Below are 18,159 nucleotides of genomic sequence, written 5' to 3' on the forward strand. Positions count from 1 at the left end.
CCGGTGCGACGTGCTGTGCCGGGTGCGTCGGGCGCGGGGTGTCGGCCGGCATGCGGCGGGGCAGCACGGGCGGCGGGGGCGGCGGCACCGGCGGAACGCTCGGCCCCTGCCCCCGGTCGTTCGGCGTTGCCGTCGGTGCGTCGTCCTCGGGGTGGGTGTCGGTCATCGGTGGGGTCCCTCCACGACGAGCAGGTGCACGGGTTCCTGGAACGCGTCCAGGCGGACGTAGTTCGACGATCCCCAGACCCAGCGCTGGCCGGTCACGACGTCGCGGACGTCGAACGCCTGCTCCGGGTCGAGGCCGAGGGCGGCGAGGTCGAGGTGGACCGTGGTCTCACGGGCCGAGTGGGGGTCGACGTTCGCGACGACGATCACGGTGTCGTCGCGCCCGGAGCGGATGAACCGTCCGGGCAGGTGCTTGGAGTACACGACGATCGCCGGGTCCTCGGCGTCGTGCACGTGCAGGTTCCGGAGCTGGCGGAGCGCCGGGTGCGCCTGCCGGAAGCGGTTGAGCATCGTCACGTACGGCGCCAGGCTCGCACCCTCGGCCTCGGCCAGGGCGAAGTCACGCGGCTTGTACTCGTACTTCTCGTTGTCGATGTTCTCTTCCGAGCCGGGGCGTGCGACGTCCTCGAACAGCTCGTACCCGGAGTACATGCCCCACGTCGGCGCACCGGTGGCCGCGAGCGCCGCACGGATCTTGTACCCGGCGCGGCCGCCGAACTGCAGGTACTCGGTGAGGATGTCGGGCGTGTTCACGAACAGGTTCGGACGCAGGTACGCGCTCGTCTCGTGCGAGAGCTCGTCGAAGTAGTCGGCGATCTCGTCCTTCGAGTTCCGCCACGTGAAGTACGAGTACGACTGCTGGAACCCGACCTCGGCGAGGGCCCGCATCATCGCCGGACGCGTGAACGCCTCGGCGAGGAACACCGTGTCGGGGTGCTCGTCGCGGATCTCGCGGATGACCCGCTCCCAGAACCAGAGCGGCTTGGTGTGCGGGTTGTCCACGCGGAAGATCCGGATGCCGAGGGCGATCCAGTGGCGCAGGACCCGCAGGACCTCGGCGACGAGCCCTTCGGGGTCGGTGTCGAACTGGATCGGGTAGATGTCCTGGTAGCGCTTCGGCGGGTTCTCGGCCGTGGCGATGGAGCCGTCCGCGCGGACCGTGAACCACTCGGGGTGCTCGGTGACCCAGGGGTGGTCGGGCGAGCACTGCAGAGCGAAGTCGAGCGCGACCTCCATCCCGGTGTTCTTCGCCGTCTCGACGAAGTCGCGGAAGTCGTCCTCGGTGCCGAGGTCCGGGTGGATGGCGTCGTGCCCGCCGTCGGGGCCGCCGATGGCCCACGGGCTGCCGGGGTCGTGCGGGCCGGGGGTGAGCGTGTTGTTCGGGCCCTTGCGCGCGGTCGTGCCGATGGGGTGGATCGGCGGGAGGTACACCACGTCGAAGCCCATGCGCGCGACGCCCGGGAGCCGTCGTGCCGCGGTGCGGAAGTCGCCGCTCTTCCAGGAGCCGTCGGGGTTCTTCTTCGCGCCTTCGCTGCGGGGGAAGAACTCGTACCAGGCGCCGACACCGGCGCGGGTGCGCTCGACGTCGAGCAGCTGCGTGGGCGAGTGCGTCCGGAGCGAGGTGAGCGGCGCTTCTTCGACCTCGCCCGTGATGCGCGGGTCGTCGACGGCGGCGAGTCGCTCGGCCGGGTCGAGGTCGGTGTCGCGGATGCGCGCCGCCGCACGCGTGGCGGCAGGGGAGTCGGTCTCGTCGGCGAGTCGGTCGAGGAGCGCCGCCCCGTCGAGCAGGGTGGCCTCGGTGTCGACGCCCGCGGCGATCTTCAGGCGGGCACCGTGCAGCCAGGACGACCAGTCGTCGGCGTAGGACTCGACGTGCCACGTCCACACACCGGTGTGGTCGACCTGGACGGTCGCTTCGTAGCGGTCGGTGCCCGGGGCGACGAGCGCCATCGGGACGGTCCTGGTGCCGCCGTCCGGTCGTTCGAGGACGAGGTCGGCGCCGATGACACCGTGCCCTTCGCGGAAGACGGTCGCACCGAACGTGATCACCTCGCCGTCGAACGCCTTGCCGGGGAAACCGTTGGGCGTCGTGGGGGCGAGCTCGGTGATCGGGATGCGCCCGATCTTCGGTCGGCGGGGTCGGTCTGCAGTGGCCACGGAGCCGACGCTACCCGGCGAGCGCCTCCGCGTTCCCCGGAACGTGCCGTCCGTGGAGACCCGGGCGCGCCGTGGCGCTGTGGAGGAGCACCGCGCGACCGTCGTGCCGGAGCCGACCCGCGCCTCCTGGACGGGCCGCCGTCAGGCGATCTCGAACACGTGGATGCCCGGCCCGTACGCCGTGAAGACCTGACCCGCGGGCCGGAGCCGCTCGTGGTCGCGGTGCTTCTCGCTGGACCAGGCGAGCCGGTACCCGAGCACGTCCTCGCGCACGGGCAGCGTCATGTCCCGCGTGCGCCCACTGCCGTGCACCACCACGAGGACGCGGTCGAACGGCTCGTGCTCCGGCGTCGACTCGACGAAGTACTGCAGCGCGCGGTGGATCGGCTGGTCCCACCCCTCGGCCGTCATCGGGTGGCCGTCGGGCCCGTACCAGGACATCCGGGACGCACCGGGGGTCTCCTGCCCCTCGACGCCGAACCGGGTCGGCCGGAGGGCGGGGTGCGCGGCGCGGAGCCGTGCGAGTGCGGAGACGGCCTCGGTCATCGCCTCGGCGTCCTCGTCGTCCGACCAGTCGACCGGGGTGAGGTCCTCGGACACCACGTAGGCGTTGTTGTTGCCGTGCTGCGTCCGGCTCCGCTCGTCGCCGGCGGTGAGCATCGGCACGCCCGCGGAGAGCATGAGCGTCGCGACGAGGTTCCGCATCGACCGGCCCCGCGCCGCCCGCACGCCGCGGTCGGCGGTGTCGCCCTCGATGCCGTGGTTGAACGAGCGGTTGTCGTTCGAGCCGTCGCGGTTCTCCTCACCGTTCGCCTCGTTGTGCTTGCCGTCGTACGACACCAGGTCGAGCAGGGTGAAGCCGTCGTGGGCGGTGACGAAGTTGATGCCGGCGAGCGGCCCGCGTGCCGTGTCGAAGAGGTGGCGCGAGCCGGTCAGGGCCCCGGCGAGCGCGCCGATGCCGGTGGCGGGGGCGCCGTGGCGTCGCTCCTCGGCGATGTCGGTGAGCCAGAACTGCCGCACGGTGTTCCGGAAGCCGTCGTTCCACTCGCTCGTGCGCGCGCCGAACGAGCCCGTCTTCCACCCGTCCGGTCCGACGTCCCACGGTTCGGCGATGACCAGGGTGTCCTGCAGGTCAGGGTGGTTCCGGATCCGCTCGAGCAGCGGGTGCGACGGGTCGAACACGTGGTCGGCGTCGCGGCCGAGCGCCGCCATCAGGTCGAACCGGAACCCGTCGACCTGCACCTCGCGCGCCCAGTAGCGCAGGCTGTCGACGATGAGGTCGGCCGTGGCCTCGACCGAGGTGTCGAGGGTGTTCCCGCAGCCGGTGGTGTCGTAGTACGAGGCGCCGTCGGCGGTCCACCGGTAGCGGTTCGCCCCGTCGATGCCCCGGAGCGAGGTCGTCGGGCCGCCGAGGCCCTCTTCCGCGGTGTGGTTGTAGACGACGTCGAGGACGACCTGGATACCGGCGGCGTGCAGCAGTCGGACCATGCCCTTGAACTCGCGCAGCACCGCGGAGGCGCCCTCGGCCCGCGCACCGGGGGAGGCGTGGGCCGCGTGCGGCGCGAAGAACCCGAGCGTGTTGTAGCCCCAGGCGTTCTCGCGTCCGGCGTCCCGCAGCCACCGTTCGGTGTCGAAGGCGTGCACGGGCAGCAGCTCGAGCGTGGTCACGCCGATCCGGTGCAGGTGCGCGATGGTGCTCTCGTGGGCGACGCCGGCGTACGTGCCGCGGAGGTCCTCCGGGACGGCCGGGTTCGTGGCGGTCAGGGTCCGGACGTTCGCCTCGTACACGACGACCCGGTCGAGCGGCGTCGTCGGCTTGACCACCCCGCCCCAGTCGAACGCGTCATCGACCACGACACCCGTCCAGCGTGGTCCGGAGCCGCGCACGATGCCGCGGGCGTACGGGTCGAGCAGCGGACGCACCGCGTCGAACGCGTCGCGCGGACCGGCGGGACCGTCCACGAGCAGGTGGTACGTGTCCCCGGGTTCGACTCCCGGCACGGCACCCGTCCAGACGTCGCCGGACCGCGTCAGCGGGAACGTGCCGCGGCCGTCGACCACGACCGACACGGCCGTCGCCGTCGCCGACCGCACCGAGAACCGCGGGACGTCGGCGGTCAGGAGGAACCCCGGGGTCTCGTCGATCGCCGTCTCGTGCATGGCACCAAGGGTACGAGGACCGACGAGTATCCTGGAAACGCTCGTTCAGGGGGTGCAGATGCCGGTCTACCTCGACCACGCCGCGACGACGCCGATCCTGCCGGAGGCGCTCGCCGCGTTCACCGCCGCGCTCGGCACCGTCGGCAACCCGTCGTCGATCCACAGCGCGGGGCAGCAGGCGAAGATGCTGCTCGAGGACGGCCGCGCCGCAGTCGCCGCCTCGCTCGACGCCGACCCGGTCGAGGTCGTCTTCACCTCCGGCGGCACCGAGAGCATCAACCTCGCCGTGAAGGGCATGTTCTGGGCGCGGCAGCAGGACCGTCCGCGCCCGCGCATCGTCGTCCCCGGTGGGGAGCACCACGCGACGGTCGACACCGTCGAGTGGCTCGAGCGCCACGAGGGCGCGGTCGTCGACGTGGTCCCGTTGGACGCGCAGGGTCGCGTCGACCTGGTTGCCCTGGAGGCGCGGCTCGCCGACGCCTCGGACGTCGCCCTGGTCACGTTCCTGTGGGCGAACAACGAGGTCGGCACGATCGCGCCGGTGTCGCGGATCGTCGAGCTCGCGCACGCCGCGGGCGTGCCCGTCCACAGCGACGCGGTCGCCGCGTACGGCCAGGTACCGGTGTCGTTCGCCGCCTCCGGGCTCGACGCGTTGAGCGTGTCGGCGCACAAGATCGGCGGCCCGGTCGGCATCGGTGCGCTCGTGCTCGGCCGTCGTGCGAGCGTCGAGCCGCTCATCCACGGGGGCGGGCAGCAGCGCCAGGTGCGGAGCGGGACGCAGGACGCCCCGGCAGCGGCGGCCTTCGGGGTCGCGGCCTCCATGCCGCACGCGGACGTCCGGGCACTGCGGGACCGGCTCGTCGCCGGGGTCCGGGCAGCGGTGCCCACCGCGGTGCTGATGGGGGACCCGGTCGACCGGCTTCCCGGCAACGCGCACTTCACGTTCCCGGGCTGCGAGGGGGACTCGCTGCTCTTCCTGCTCGACGCGGCCGGGGTCGCGGTGTCGACCGGTTCGGCGTGCCAGGCCGGCGTGCCCGAGGCCTCGCACGTCCTGCTCGCCATGGGGCTGTCGGAGCAGGACGCCCGCGGTGCGCTCCGGATCACGCTCGGGCACAGCACGACCGACGCCGACGTCGACGCGTTCCTCGCCGCGCTGCCGGACGCGGTGGCGCGCGCCGGAGCCGCGGGGATGGCGTCGAGGGAACCGCTCCTGGGACGCTGACCGGTCCACCGGGGCCGAGCCGCGCCTCCGGGGCTGGGAAGCACCGGTAGGATCGGTGATCATGGTCGAACTGGACTTCACCGAGCAGCTCTCCGCCCTCCGCGAGACCTTCGGCAACATCCGCTCGGTGGTCGACGTCGACCGCCTGCAGCGTGAGATCGCCGACCTCAGCGAACAGGCCGGGGCCCAGGACCTCTGGGACGACGTCGAGCACGCGCAGCAGGTGACGAGCGCGCTCTCGCACCGGCAGTCGGAGCTGAAGAAGATCACCGACACCGAGTGCCGCATCGACGACCTCGAGGTGTTGGTCGAGATGGCGAACGAGGCCGACGACCAGGACTCCGCCGACGAAGCTGCCGCCGAGCTCAAGGCGATCCAGAAGACGATGGGCGACCTCGAGGTGCAGACGCTCCTCGACGGCGAGTACGACGACCGACCCGCGGTCATCACGATCCGTGCCGGTGCCGGTGGTGTCGACGCCGCGGACTTCGCCGAGATGCTGCTGCGCATGTACCTCCGCTACTCGGAGCAGCACGGCTACAAGACCACGGTGATGGACACGTCCTACGCGGAAGAAGCGGGCATCAAGTCCGCCACGTTCGAGGTCGACGCCCCCCACGCCTTCGGCACCCTGTCGGTCGAGGCCGGCACGCACCGCCTCGTCCGGATGTCGCCGTTCGGCGCCGCGGGCAAGCGGCAGACGTCGTTCGCCGCGGTCGAGGTCATCCCGCTCATGCCGGAGACCGAGTCGATCGACATCCCCGAGAACGACATCCGCGTCGACGTGTTCCGCTCGTCGGGCCCCGGTGGACAGTCGGTCAACACGACGGACTCCGCGGTCCGCCTGACCCACATCCCGACCGGCACCGTCGTCTCGATGCAGAACGAGAAGTCGCAGATCCAGAACCGTGCCGCCGCCATGCGCGTGCTGCAGTCGCGCCTCCTGCTCCTCAAGAAGGAAGAGGAGAACGCGAAGAAGAAGGAACTGGCCGGCAACATCACGGCGAGCTGGGGCGACCAGATCCGCTCGTACGTGCTGGCGCCGTACCAGATGGTCAAGGACCTGCGGAGCGAGCACGAGGTGAACAACCCCTCAGCCGTGTTCGACGGTGACCTCGACGGGTTCATCAACGCGGGCATCCGCTGGCGCAAGCAATCCGACGATTCCTGAGCCGCGCGCCTCGGTTGATTTCCGGGCGACGCGACCTACCCTGATCCGGTCATGATCAAATTCGACCAGGTCACCAAGGTGTACTCGGGCAACCCGAGCCCCGCCCTCGACGCCATCTCCCTCGAGATCCTCAAGGGGGAGTTCGTCTTCCTCGTGGGCGCGTCCGGGTCCGGCAAGTCCAGCTTCCTCCGCCTCGTGCTGAAGGAGGAGAAGCCGTCGCGCGGGCAGATCCACGTGCTCGGGCAGCGGCTCGGCGCCCTGTCGTCGCGCAAGGTCCCGTACTTCCGCCGCAACCTCGGCGTGGTCTTCCAGGACTTCCGGCTCCTGCCGAACAAGAACGTGTTCGACAACGTCGCGTTCTCGCTGCAGGTGATCGGCAAGAGCAAGGGCTTCATCAGCGAGGCCGTCACCGACGTGCTGAAGCTCGTGGGTCTCGCCGGCAAGGCGACGCGCATGCCGCACGAACTCTCCGGTGGTGAGCAGCAGCGCGTGGCGATCGCCCGCGCCGTCGTCAACAAGCCGGCGATCCTCCTCGCCGACGAGCCCACCGGCAACCTCGACCCGACGACCTCGGCCGGCATCATGGCGCTCCTCGAACGCATCAACCAGGGAGGCACCACCGTGCTCATGGCGACCCACGACGCCAGCATCGTCAACCAGATGCAGCGCCGCGTCATCGAGCTCTCGAACGGGACGATCCTGCGCGACGAGCAGTCCGGCGGCTACCAGACCCAGGCCGTGCCGATCCAGCGCGCGGGCGTCTCGAACACCACCGGCATCCAGACCATCCCGGGGATCATCCGATGAGGCTCGGGCTCGTCATGTCCGAGGTCGGCTCGGGCCTGCGGCGCAACGCGTCCATGGTCGTGTCCGTCGTCCTCGTGACCTTCATCTCGCTCACCTTCGTCGGCACCGCGATCCTGCTCCAGATGCAGATCAACCAGATGAAGGGGTACTGGTACGACCGGGCGCAGGTCGCGGTCTACCTCTGCACCGACACCGACACCACGGGCAACTGCACGGGGGCCAAGGCCACCGACGACCAGCGCAAGCAGGTCCAGGAGCAGCTCGACTCGTCGACCCTCAAGCCGTACATCGAGAAGACGTACTACGAGGACCAGGACCAGGCGTACGACCGGTTCAAGCAGCAGTTCAAGGACTCGCCCGCGACGGAGTTCGTCAAGCCCGAGTACCTCAACGAGACGTTCTGGGTGAACCTGAAGAACCCGTCGCAGGCGGACGTCCTCGTCGAGAGCCTGTCGAAGGTCGCCGGCGTGCAGAGCGTGGTCGACCAGCGCGGGTACCTGCAACCGATCTTCAACCTGCTCAACGCCTCGTCGTACACGGCGATCGGCATCGCGGCGCTCATGCTCGTCGCCGCCGTGCTGCTCATCGCGACGACCATCCGGTTGTCCGCGTTCAGTCGACGGCGAGAGCTCGGCATCATGCGCCTGGTGGGGGCGTCGAACCGGTTCATCCAGACACCCTTCGTGCTCGAGGGGGTGATCGCCGCTGCCATCGGGGCCGTCCTGGCCGGTGGCGCGATCACTGCGGTGGTCTGGTTCTTCGTGCGGAACTACCTCGCGCAGCGGTTCTCGGGCACGGCGTTCATCGGCATGGGGGACGCGGCCGTCGTGGTGCCGTCGGTGATCGTGATCGGCATCGTGCTGGCGGGACTCTCCGCCTTCGTCGCGATCCGCCGCTACCTGAAGGTCTGACGCGCGGCCGGTCGTGCTGGCCGAGTCTCGAGCCGGCGGACACTTTCGTGCCTCCGGTGCCGCGAGAGTGTCCGCGTGGCCGAGTCTCGGCGGCAGCCGACGCCGGCCGGGCGCGGGCGGCGCGCCGGGAAGGTGCGGTGGGTGCCGCGTGTTGGGTAGTCTGTAAGGCTGCGCATCCGCAGCGACCGCACGGAAGGAGACACGCATGGCGAAGGAACGCGGCGAGAAGATCGTGGCGACGAACCGTCGCGCGCGTCACGACTACCTGATCGAGGACACGTACGAGGCCGGCATGGTGTTGTCCGGCACCGAGGTGAAGTCCCTCCGCGAAGGGCGCGCCTCGCTCGTCGACGGGTACGCCTTCATCGACGGCGGCGAAGCCTGGCTCGACGCCGTGCACATCCCCGAGTACACCGAGGGCACGTGGAACAACCACGCTCCCCGGCGCAAGCGGAAGCTGCTCCTCCACAAGCAGCAGATCGTGAAGATCTCGCACAAGACGGCGCAGGGCGGCTACACGCTCGTGCCGCTGCAGATCTACTTCCACGACGGCCGGGCCAAGGTGGAGATCGCGGTCGCGAAGGGCAAGCGGGAGTTCGACAAGCGCCAGGCCCTGCGCGAGAAGACGGACAAGCGCGAGGCCGAGCGGGCCATGCGCACCCGGAACCGCGTCGGCGAGTAGCGCCGTCGCACCTCGGTCGGCTAGACTGAGGGACTGCTCCGGTCGGAGCATTGGCAACTCAAGAGCGTGACAGCGGTTCGCACGTCCGGCCCGCATGGGGATGATCGGTTTCGACATTGCCTGTGTGCCGACGGGAAGCGGGCCGAGGACCCACGGTCATCTCGTCAACGATCCGTGGAAAACAACAAGTGCCAATTCCAAGCGCACTGACTTCGCTCTCGCTGCGTAAGCAGCCCAGCACATGAAGTCCGTCGGCCAGGTGATCGTCTTCTAACCTGAGTTCCGGCGTCATCCAGAGGACTTGCTGCACGGTTGCGCCTCAGGGCCGTGCGGGACTTGCACTGAGACTGGGCCCGTCGTCCTAGAAGCCGGTAGCAAAGGACGGGGCCGAGCAGAACGAACCATCCGGATACGCCCGTAGAAGACGTCGAATTGCAGCGATGGACGGGGGTTCGATTCCCCCCATCTCCACCATTCGCCGGACGCCGCACCGCTGTCACGCACTGCCACACCGAACGCCCCGACACCGTCCCCGGACGATGCCGGGGCGTTCGCTGTCACGCACTGCCACACCGAACGCCCCGACACCGTCCCCGGACGATGCCGGGGCGTTCGCTGTCCCGCCACTTCCGAGGACTACGATCCGCAGCAGGCGCGGGAACACGCCCGTGCCCACGAACGGGAGGTCCACGTGGTGCAGGAGATCGCGATCCGAGTCCGTCTGCGAGAGCAGGAGCGAGTGGTGCTCGCCGACTACGAGCGGGCGGTGGCCTCGGTCGCGACCGTCGCTGCGCTGGCCGCGTGGCTGCCGACGCCGGACGCCCGGCTGGTCATCCGCGGGCGTGGAGCCGAGCCGGTCCGCCTCGAGACGGTGACGTACGGCTCGGTGATCGAGATGCTCGTCGTGCTCGACCAGCGGTCCGCAGCGGTCGAGCGTGGGGCCGCCGCGATCGCCGCGCTCATCGAGTCCGTGCGGCACGAGCACGTCGAGGACGACGTCTCCGGTGTTGCCGGCGAGCTCGACCGCCTCGACCGTTCGGCGCCGCGGGGTCGTTCGGTCGTCGAACGGTCGCTCCGTGCCTTCCTCGAGGGTGCCCGTGCCGACGTGCTCGCCCGGAAGACGACGACCCGCGTCCGGGCAGCCCAGGCGCTCGTCCGGCTCGCCGAGGACGGTGCGTCGATCGTCGTCGAGCGGGTGGAGGACGCCCTCGCGCCGACGCTCGAGGAGCACGAGGTCGACGTCCTCGCCGACACGGGGAGCGCGGTGGTGGTCGAACCCGTCGACGGGGTCGAGTCGCCCGAGCCCGAGCCGGACAAGAAGGGCAAGCAGAAGTCCGACAAGAAGAAGTCCGGCAAGAAGCAGGACGCGAAGAAGAAGCACGACAAGAAGTCGGACAAGAAGCAGGACGACAAGAAGAAGTCCGACAAGAAGAGCAAGAAGAAGCACGACAGGAAGTAGCCTGAGGGCTTGTACAGCACGTTTGTTTCCATTGTGTTAAACAATCCGACCAAAGTGCTGTCACGGTGCCAGAGTCGATGAGCGCAGCCGCCGTCCGAGGGCGGCGCTCATCGACAGGAGCAACAGTGGCTACAACGACACAGGCGCTGCCGGACTCCGGCCTCAAGCGCAACGTCGGCTTCATCGGGCTCATCTGGGCCTCGACGGGGTCGATCATCGGCTCCGGCTGGCTCTTCGGTTCGCAGGAGGCCCTGAAGACCGCCGGGCCCGCCGCGATCATCTCGTGGCTCATCGGTGGCGTGGCGATCCTCGTCCTCGCACTCGTGCACGCCGAGCTCGGCGGCATGTTCCCGATCGCGGGTGGAACAGCGCGGTTCCCCCACATCGCCTTCGGCGGCATCGCCGGAGCCTCCTTCGGGTGGTTCTCGTGGCTGCAGTCCGTGACGGTCGCCCCGATCGAGGTCGAGGCGATGATCAAGTACGCGCAGCACTGGCAGTTCGCCCACCCGTGGCTGCACACCGTGGTCATCGAGGGGGAGACCCAGCAGCTGCTGACCGGCGCCGGGATCGCGGTCGCGATCGTCCTGATGGCCGTCGTCACGGTGATCAACATGCTCAGCGTGAAGATCCTCGCGAACACGAACTCCGCGGCGACCTGGTGGAAGGTCGCCATCCCCCTGCTGGTCATCATCGTCCTGGCGTTCAGCGGGTTCCACGGCTCGAACTTCACCGCGGCGGACGGCTTCATGCCCGAGGGTGCGAAGGGCATCCTCGCCGCGGTGTCGACGTCGGGCATCATCTTCGCGTTCCTCGGCTTCGAGCAGGCGGACCAGCTCGCCGGCGAGGCGAAGAACCCGAAGCGCGACATCCCGCGCGCCGTCATCGGCTCGGTGCTCATCGGGCTCGTGATCTACCTGCTGCTCCAGATCGTGTTCCTCGGCGTCCTGCGCTCCGACGCGATCCAGGGCTCGTGGGCGACCGCGGACTTCACGAAGTACACCGGACCGTTCGCCGACATCGCGATGGCGGCCGGCATCACCTGGCTCGCCGTGGTCATCTTCATCGATGCGATCATCTCGCCCGCCGGCACGGGCCTCATCTACGTGACGGCCACGAGCCGCATCTCGTACGGGCTCAGCCGCAACGGGTACTTCCCGAAGGCCTTCGAGTGGACGACGAAGCAGGGCGTGCCCTGGGTCGGCCTCATCGTGGCGTTCGTCGTCGGGTGCGCGTGCTTCGCGCCGTTCCCGTCGTGGCAGGGGCTGGTCAGCCTCATCACGAGTGCGTCCGTCCTGATGTACGCGGGTGCACCGTTGGCCCTCGGCGCGTTCCGGAAGCGGATCCCCGAGGTCGAGCGCCCCTACCGGATGCCGGCCGCGACGCTGCTCTCACCGATCGCGTTCGTCGTCGCGAACCTCATCATCCTCTGGACCGGGTGGGACACCGACTGGAAGCTCGGGGTCGCGATCCTCATCGGTGCCGTGGTGATCATCCTGAACAACGTGTTCCGCGGCGCCTCGAGCGTCCGCCCGCGCTGGGACTGGAAGGCGGCCCAGTGGCTGCTGCCGTACCTGATCGGCATGGGGCTCATCGTGTTCCTCAGCGACTTCGGCCCGCTGACGCACCCGGTGTTCCCGCTGTGGATCGACATCGCCGTGGTGGCGGTGTTCTCCCTGGTGATCTACTACTGGGCGATCAACTCGGCGTCCGACCGCGACGAGATCCTCCGCACCGCCGAGGACGTCCGCGACGTCGAGGAGAGCGGCGTCGTGGAGCCCGTCCACCACTAGGACCCGCGCCACGGGGCGCGCGGTCTCAGAAGTCGAACAGGTTCTGCCGGATGCCTCCGGCGCCGTACTCCCGTCGCAGGAGCCCACGGCGCCGGAGCACCGGCACGAGGTCGCCGAGCATCCGGTAGACCTGCGCCGGGTGCAGGTCGCCCGAGAAGATGATGCCGTCGTTGTCGGCGTCCGCGCCGAGCTCCTCGATGAAGTCCGCGAACTCGTCGGCGGTCCCGACGAAGCCCTCGCGCGAGGACACCCGACCCTTCCGGGCCTTGCGTTCGAGGAGCGTGCGCAGCGGTGCGTCGGGGGTGTCGCCGACGAGGCCGCGGATCGTTCCGGCCGAGACGTGGTCGCCGAACGTCCCCGCCGGGATCGGCGCATCGAGGTCGAGCGCGAGCAGGTCCGTCTCGGAGTCGCTCGACCACGCGATCGCCGCGGTGCGGAGGTCGTCGTCGGACGGGTGCCGGGAGGCGTCGACGACGCGGTCCGCCTCGGCCGCCGACGACACGATCTCGGGCTTGAGCACGAACAGGATCCGCAGGGCGTCGGCAGTGCGTCCGGCGTCGGCCGCGGCGGAGAGCACCCGCGCGCGGTAGTCCCGCACGGCCGCCGCGGACAGCGGTGCGAGCGCGAGTTGCACGTCCGAGTGCGTGCCGGCGAACCCGAGCCCCCGGCCGGAGCCGCCGGGGGAGACCACGATCGGGTCGGAGTCGAGCGGGAGGGCGTTGAGCGGGCCGTCCGCGGTGAAGTAGGCACCCTCGTGGTGGAACGCGTCGAGGGCGTCGCCGTCGGCGAAGTGCCAGTCGGAGCGGTCCCCGACGTAGCCGGAGCCCCACGAGTGCCAGAGCCGCCGCACGAGCTGCAACCACTCCTCGGCGCGGTCGTACGCGGCGTCGTGGGGGAGCGGGGCGAGCCCGGCGTGCCGAGCGCTCCCGGTGTCCGTCACGACGTTGACGCCGAAGCGGTCGCCGGAGAGGTGCGCGAGCGTCGCGAACTGCCGTGCGGCGAGGTACGGCGGGGTGAACCCCGCGTTCACGGTCGGGGCGATGCCGATGTGCGAGGTCGCGGCGAACAGGTACGGAGCGAGCAGGAGCGGGTCGTGCTTCGGGCCGCCGTACGCCTGCCGGATCCGCAGGTCGAGCGTCGACGGGTTGCCGAGCGAGATCGCGTCCTCGGCGATGACGAGGTCCATGCCGGCCTGCTCGAGGGCGCGGACGGACTGCTGGTACAGGTCGGGCTTCGTCCAGTCGTGCCCCCAGTCCCAGTCGGACCGGCCCCACGCCTGCGGGCCGAACCCGCGCGAGAAGAAGTACCCGAAGTGCTGCAGTCCGGCCATTGCCTAGAGTTCCTCCGCGATGACGTGGTTGCCGGGAACGGCGTGTTCGAGGGAGGCGAGCTCCGAGTCGGAGCCGACCCGCGCCTCCTGGCCCGCCCCGGCGCCGCGCAGCGCGGCGAACCCGCGCGACAGGTCGCGGACCAGGTCCGCGACGTCCTCGATGCCGACCGACAGGCGGATGAGGCCGTCGTCGATGCCTTGATCGACGCGTTCCTGGGGCGTCTTCCCGGCGTGCGTCGTGGTGGCGGGGTGCAGGATCAGCGAGCGGACGTCACCGAGGTGGGTCATCCGGCTGAACAGCTGGACGCTGTCGATGAAGGTCCGCGCGGCGGCTTCGCCGCCGTCCAGCGTGAACGCGAAGACGGACCCGGCACCGCGCGGCAGGTAGCGCTGGGCGAGGTCGTGGAACGGACTGGAGGCGAGACCCGCGTAGTCGACGCTCGTCACCTCCGGCTGCTGCTCCAGGAAGGACGCGACGGCCAGCGCGTTCGCGCTGTGGCGTTCCACGCGCAGCGACAGCGTCTCGATGCCCTGGCGGAGCAGGAAGGAGTTGAAGGGGGAGGGCGTCGGGCCGATGCGCGAGGCGACGACGTCGCGTGCGAAGACGACGAACGCGCGGCTGCCGTAGCGCTCGACGTAGCTCTCGCCGCCGAGCGACCGTTCCGGGCTGGTCAGGTGCACCCAGCGGTCCGGGGAGGCCGACCAGTCGAAGGTGCCGCCGTCGACGACCACGCCGCCGAGCCCGGCACCGTGGCCGGAGAGGAACTTCGACGCCGAGTGGACGACGATGTCGGCGCCGTGGTCGACCGGACGCACGAGGTACGGCGTCGCGAGGGTGTTGTCGACGATGAGCGGCACACCCGCACGGTGCGCGGTGTCGGCGACGCCGGTGATGTCGAGGACGTCGTTCTTCGGGTTCGGGATCGTCTCGGCGAAGAAGGCCTTCGTGTTCGGGCGGACGAGTCGCGCCCATTCGTCGAGGTCGCGCTGGTCCGCGACGAAGTCGACCTCGATCCCGAGGCGTCCGAGGTTCTGCACGAGCAGGCCCTTGGTGCCCTCGTAGATGCTGCGCGCCGCGACGACGTGGTCGCCGGCCTGCAGGATGCCGAGGAACGCGACGGTGGCGGCGGCCTGCCCACTGCCCACCAGGATCGCCTCGACGCCGCGCTCGAGCAGCGCGACCCGGCGCTCGACGTCGGCGTTCGTGGGGTTGCCGAGCCGCGTGTAGGTGTAGCCGTCGTCGGTCCCGGCGAAGCGGTCGCGGGCCTGGTCGAAGTCGTCGAACAGGAAGCCCGAGGACATGTGGATCGCGGGGACCCTCGCACCGTGGCCCTGGTCGGGCTGGAACCCGCCGTGCACCTGCTCGGTCGCGAAACCGTGCGCCTCGTCCGTCACGGGACACCTCCTGCCGTCGTCGTGCCGGTACTCTCGCAGGCTTCCCTCCGCGGTTCCCGTTTGCGGCGTTCCGTTACGGCGGGTCCCGCGCACACCCGGTGCGGCCGGACTGGCAGGGTGGGGGCATGGTGGACGAGGACGCGACCCTGATCATCCGCGACGTGCGACCGTGGGGAGGGGAACGGGCCGACGTGGTCGTCACCGGCTCCCGCACCACCGCGGTCACACCCCCGGGCACCGTCCCGGCCGGCAGCGCGACCGAGGTGCAGGGTCGTGGGCAGCTCGCGCTCCCCGGGCTGGTGAACACGCACGCGCACGTCGACAAGAGCTGGTGGGGCCACCCGTGGGAGTCGTACGGCGGCGAGGGCGGGACCCAGGGCCGGATCGCCCACGAGCGCGCCCGACGTGACGCCCTCGGGATCCCGGGCGAGGCCGTCGCGACCAGGGTCCTGCGGGAGTCGCTCCGCACCGGCACCACCCGGGTGCGCACCCACGTGGACGTCGATCTCGGAGTGGGACTCCGGGGCATCGAGGCCGTCCGCGCCGCCGGTGCCGCGCTCGACGACGCGGTCGAGCTGTCGATCGTGGCGTTCCCGCAGGACGGCGTGCTCCGGCGCCCCGGCGTGCTCGACCTGCTGCGCCGTGCGGCGGAGGGCGGAGCGGAACACATCGGCGGCCTCGACCCGTCGCTCATCGACCGCGACCCCGTCGGCCAGCTCGACGGCCTGTTCGACATCGCCGCCGACACCGGGTGCGGGATCGACGTCCACCTGCACGAGCCCGCCGAGCTCGGGGCGTTCTCGTTCGACCTGGTCCTCGACCGCGTCGAGCGGCTCGGCATCGCGCCCGGCAGGGTCAACGTCGCGCACGGCTTCGCGATCGTCGACGTCGACCCGGTCCGGCGCCGCGACCTGCTCGCCCGGATGGCGGGCCTCGGGGTCACGATGACGACGGTCGCGCCGGTGCGCATGAAGCAGCTGCCGCTGCACGAGTTCGACGACGCGGGGGTGCGGTTCGGCTTCGGCACCGACGGTATCCGCGACCTGTGGAGCCCCTACGGCGACGGCGACCTGCTCGGCATCGCGTGGCAGTACGCGCGGGCCGGCGGGGTGGTGCGGGACGAGGACCTGGTGCGGGTGGTCGAGATCGCGTCGCGCGACGGCGCACGGTTCGTCACCGACGAGGAGCACGACATCGTCGCCGGTGCGCGTGCGGACGTCGTCCTGGTCGACGCGGAGAACCCGATGGACGCGCTGGTGCGCCGCGTGCCGCGGTCGCTCGTGGTGGCCGGTGGGCGGGTCGTCGACCCGGCGGAGCTGGCGCAGCACCCCTGGGAGTAGCGCGGTTCGCGCGGCGATCGCGACACCGCACTCGTCGATCGACGCGTGTCACGTCGGAAGGTGCGCGCGCACCGGACTGGAGGCGCGGGTCGGCGCCGACCCGCGCCTCCTGTCCGGTGTCAGTCGCGGTGCGCGACCGTGGCGACCACCGCGGCCAGGCGTGCGGGCAGCCCGGGCGCGAGGCCCTCGGGCAGTGCGTCGAGGGCGAACCACCGGACGTCGTCGCTCTCGTCGCTGACGGTGGTCGCCCGAGCGGGATCGACCACGGCGACGAAGCCGACGTCCCAGTGCGCGGCGCAGGCGAAGCCCCCGTGCAGGTCGTGCCGGTCGAGGTCGGCCACGGAGGCGTCGAGCAGGTCGAGGTCGGCGATGCCCGACTCCTCGCGGGCCTCGCGACGGGCGGCATCGGCGAGGTCGCGGTCACCCGGTTCGAGGTGTCCACCGAACTGCACCCAGAACCGGCCCTTGCGGTGCAGGCACAGCAGCACGCTCCCGAGGTCGGGCGAGAACACGAAGCACGACGCGGTGAGGTGCTCCGGGCCGCCGTCGCGTCGGAGTGCCGCGTCGCCGTGGGTCCGCACGAACGAGAGGAAGCGGTCGCGATCGGGTGCAGACGTGCCGGCGAGGGCAGCGGTGACGTCGTCGAGGTGCATCCTGCCATCGTTGCATCGGTCGTTGCGCGCGCGGGGGTGCGACAACGTCGATGTCGTACGACAGCGGGCTCGTCGTTGCCGCGCGTGCGCAACTGTTGCGCGCGCGGGGGTGCGACGACGTCGATGTCGTACGACAGCGACGATGTCGTTCGGAGTCGGCCAACAACCCGCCGCCCGCCGCCCGCGGACCGCCGCCGCCCGCGTCAGAACAGCGCGCGGACCCCGTCGGAGACGGTCGCCCACACCTCGAGCAGCGGACCGCGCGCGAGCCACACCGCGGCGGCGTTCCCGGCCACGAACAGCACGAACCAGACCGTCGCCGGCACCCGCATCTCGGCCGCGGCGATGTGGAAGTCGGTCTGCACACGCGCCCCGGTCGCGAGCCACCGGGCGACCTGCACCACCGATCGCAGCCCGTCCACGACGAAGAACGCCCCGACCGCGGCGACGACGAGCACGGTCGTCTCGGACGGGCGCAGGGCGACCCAGAGCGCGAGCGCGTCGAAGCCGAGGACCACGAGGATCCCGAACCAGTTCCGCACGAACGCGAGCGCGACGAGCCCCACGACGCCGAGGACCACGACGGGCACCCACCTCGACCCGTGCAGCACCCCGGTCACGAGCAGCACGCCGGCCCAGAGCGGCGCGCTGTAGCCGGCGTACAGGTTGACGATCCGCACGAGCCACCGGATCGCACCGGGGACGCGCCCGAGCTGGACCCAGGCCTCGCCCGAGCCGTCCGGGTGCAGCTCGATGCGCTGGATGCGTCCGCCGAACGGCACGACGACGACGGCGTGCCCGACCTCGTGCGCGATCGTCGCGGCGATGCGCGCCACCCGGCCGACGAACGGCACGAACGGCAGGACCGCGCCCACGAGGAGCGCGACGACGACGAGGGGTGGGGCTGCGGTGGTCAAGGGACCAGGATCGCAGCACCGTCCGTGACGAACCCGGCAAGACCCTGGGGGAGCAACGACGGCACCAGCGTCGCGGCGATCACGATGACCGTCGCGACGATGGCGAGCGCCGTGAGGACGGCGAGGAACACCGTCAGGCGGTTGAAGCGCGTGTGCCTG

General features: G+C 70.8%; 15 protein-coding genes and 1 other RNA gene. 9 read left to right on the forward strand and 7 right to left on the reverse strand.

What is annotated here, in order from left to right:
• Positions 1-162 precede the first annotated feature (162 nt).
• Positions 163-2,163, reverse strand: coding sequence for an alpha-1,4-glucan--maltose-1-phosphate maltosyltransferase (locus HWD93_RS13190; RefSeq protein ID WP_261647054.1), 2,001 nt, complete (start codon positions 2,161-2,163; stop codon positions 163-165).
• 141 nt (positions 2,164-2,304) lie between these two features.
• Entirely contained in the window at positions 2,305-4,323 is a 2,019-nt protein-coding gene (locus tag HWD93_RS13195; protein WP_261647055.1) for a glycogen-debranching protein, read from the reverse strand.
• A 58-nt stretch (positions 4,324-4,381) separates the two neighbouring features.
• Between HWD93_RS13195 and HWD93_RS13200 the strand changes: the two genes are divergently transcribed.
• The 8 genes from HWD93_RS13200 (at position 4,382) to HWD93_RS13235 (ending at position 12,365) form a co-directional block, all read left to right on the forward strand.
• On the forward strand, positions 4,382-5,545 hold the full coding sequence (locus HWD93_RS13200) for a cysteine desulfurase family protein (RefSeq protein ID WP_261647056.1): 1,164 nt from the start codon (positions 4,382-4,384) through the stop codon (positions 5,543-5,545).
• 61 nt (positions 5,546-5,606) lie between these two features.
• On the forward strand, positions 5,607-6,716 hold the full coding sequence (gene prfB / locus HWD93_RS13205; RefSeq protein ID WP_261647057.1) for a peptide chain release factor 2: 1,110 nt from the start codon (positions 5,607-5,609) through the stop codon (positions 6,714-6,716).
• A gap of 51 nt (positions 6,717-6,767) precedes the next feature.
• Entirely contained in the window at positions 6,768-7,523 is a 756-nt protein-coding gene (gene ftsE, locus HWD93_RS13210) for a cell division ATP-binding protein FtsE (protein WP_070416382.1), read from the forward strand.
• On the forward strand, positions 7,520-8,434 hold the full coding sequence (ftsX, locus tag HWD93_RS13215) for a permease-like cell division protein FtsX (protein ID WP_070416381.1): 915 nt from the start codon (positions 7,520-7,522) through the stop codon (positions 8,432-8,434). Before ftsE ends, ftsX begins: the two co-directional genes overlap by 4 nt.
• A gap of 205 nt (positions 8,435-8,639) precedes the next feature.
• The gene (smpB, locus tag HWD93_RS13220; protein ID WP_022907777.1) at positions 8,640-9,116 is read left to right on the forward strand and encodes an SsrA-binding protein SmpB; all 477 of its coding nucleotides are present in this window, start codon (positions 8,640-8,642) and stop codon (positions 9,114-9,116) included.
• Between the two features lie 96 nt (positions 9,117-9,212).
• Positions 9,213-9,590: a transfer-messenger RNA gene (ssrA, locus tag HWD93_RS13225) on the forward strand.
• Between the two features lie 217 nt (positions 9,591-9,807).
• Positions 9,808-10,575, forward strand: coding sequence for a hypothetical protein (locus HWD93_RS13230; protein ID WP_261647058.1), 768 nt, complete (start codon positions 9,808-9,810; stop codon positions 10,573-10,575).
• A 125-nt stretch (positions 10,576-10,700) separates the two neighbouring features.
• Positions 10,701-12,365: an APC family permease gene (locus HWD93_RS13235; RefSeq protein ID WP_261647059.1), complete on the forward strand. Its 1,665-nt coding sequence runs from the start codon at positions 10,701-10,703 to the stop codon at positions 12,363-12,365.
• Positions 12,366-12,390: 25 nt separating this feature from the next.
• Here the strand turns inward: HWD93_RS13235 and HWD93_RS13240 are convergent, their stop codons facing one another.
• Together HWD93_RS13240 and HWD93_RS13245 are read right to left on the reverse strand one after the other, a co-directional pair.
• Positions 12,391-13,695: an LLM class flavin-dependent oxidoreductase gene (locus tag HWD93_RS13240; RefSeq protein ID WP_261647060.1), complete on the reverse strand. Its 1,305-nt coding sequence runs from the start codon at positions 13,693-13,695 to the stop codon at positions 12,391-12,393.
• Positions 13,696-13,698: 3 nt separating this feature from the next.
• Positions 13,699-15,090, reverse strand: a complete 1,392-nt coding sequence (locus HWD93_RS13245; protein WP_261647061.1) for a PLP-dependent transferase — start codon at positions 15,088-15,090, stop codon at positions 13,699-13,701.
• 125 nt (positions 15,091-15,215) lie between these two features.
• Between HWD93_RS13245 and HWD93_RS13250 the strand changes: the two genes are divergently transcribed.
• Positions 15,216-16,430 carry an amidohydrolase family protein gene (locus HWD93_RS13250; protein WP_261647062.1) on the forward strand — a complete coding sequence of 405 codons (1,215 nt, stop codon included), beginning with the start codon at positions 15,216-15,218 and terminating at the stop codon, positions 16,428-16,430.
• A gap of 119 nt (positions 16,431-16,549) precedes the next feature.
• Here the strand turns inward: HWD93_RS13250 and HWD93_RS13255 are convergent, their stop codons facing one another.
• The 3 genes from HWD93_RS13255 to HWD93_RS13265 all read right to left on the reverse strand — a co-directional run bounded on the left by HWD93_RS13255 (position 16,550) and on the right by HWD93_RS13265 (position 18,131).
• On the reverse strand, positions 16,550-17,083 hold the full coding sequence (locus HWD93_RS13255; protein ID WP_261647063.1) for an NUDIX hydrolase: 534 nt from the start codon (positions 17,081-17,083) through the stop codon (positions 16,550-16,552).
• 203 nt (positions 17,084-17,286) lie between these two features.
• The gene (locus HWD93_RS13260) at positions 17,287-18,000 is read right to left on the reverse strand and encodes a M50 family metallopeptidase (protein ID WP_261647064.1); all 714 of its coding nucleotides are present in this window, start codon (positions 17,998-18,000) and stop codon (positions 17,287-17,289) included.
• Positions 17,997-18,131: a hypothetical protein gene (locus HWD93_RS13265; RefSeq protein WP_261647065.1), complete on the reverse strand. Its 135-nt coding sequence runs from the start codon at positions 18,129-18,131 to the stop codon at positions 17,997-17,999. The genes HWD93_RS13260 and HWD93_RS13265 overlap by 4 nt, the downstream gene beginning before the upstream one ends.
• Positions 18,132-18,159 lie beyond the last annotated feature (28 nt).

The organism is Curtobacterium sp. C2H10, assembly GCF_025407985.1.
In the GTDB taxonomy this organism is placed as follows: Bacteria; Actinomycetota; Actinomycetes; order Actinomycetales; family Microbacteriaceae; genus Curtobacterium.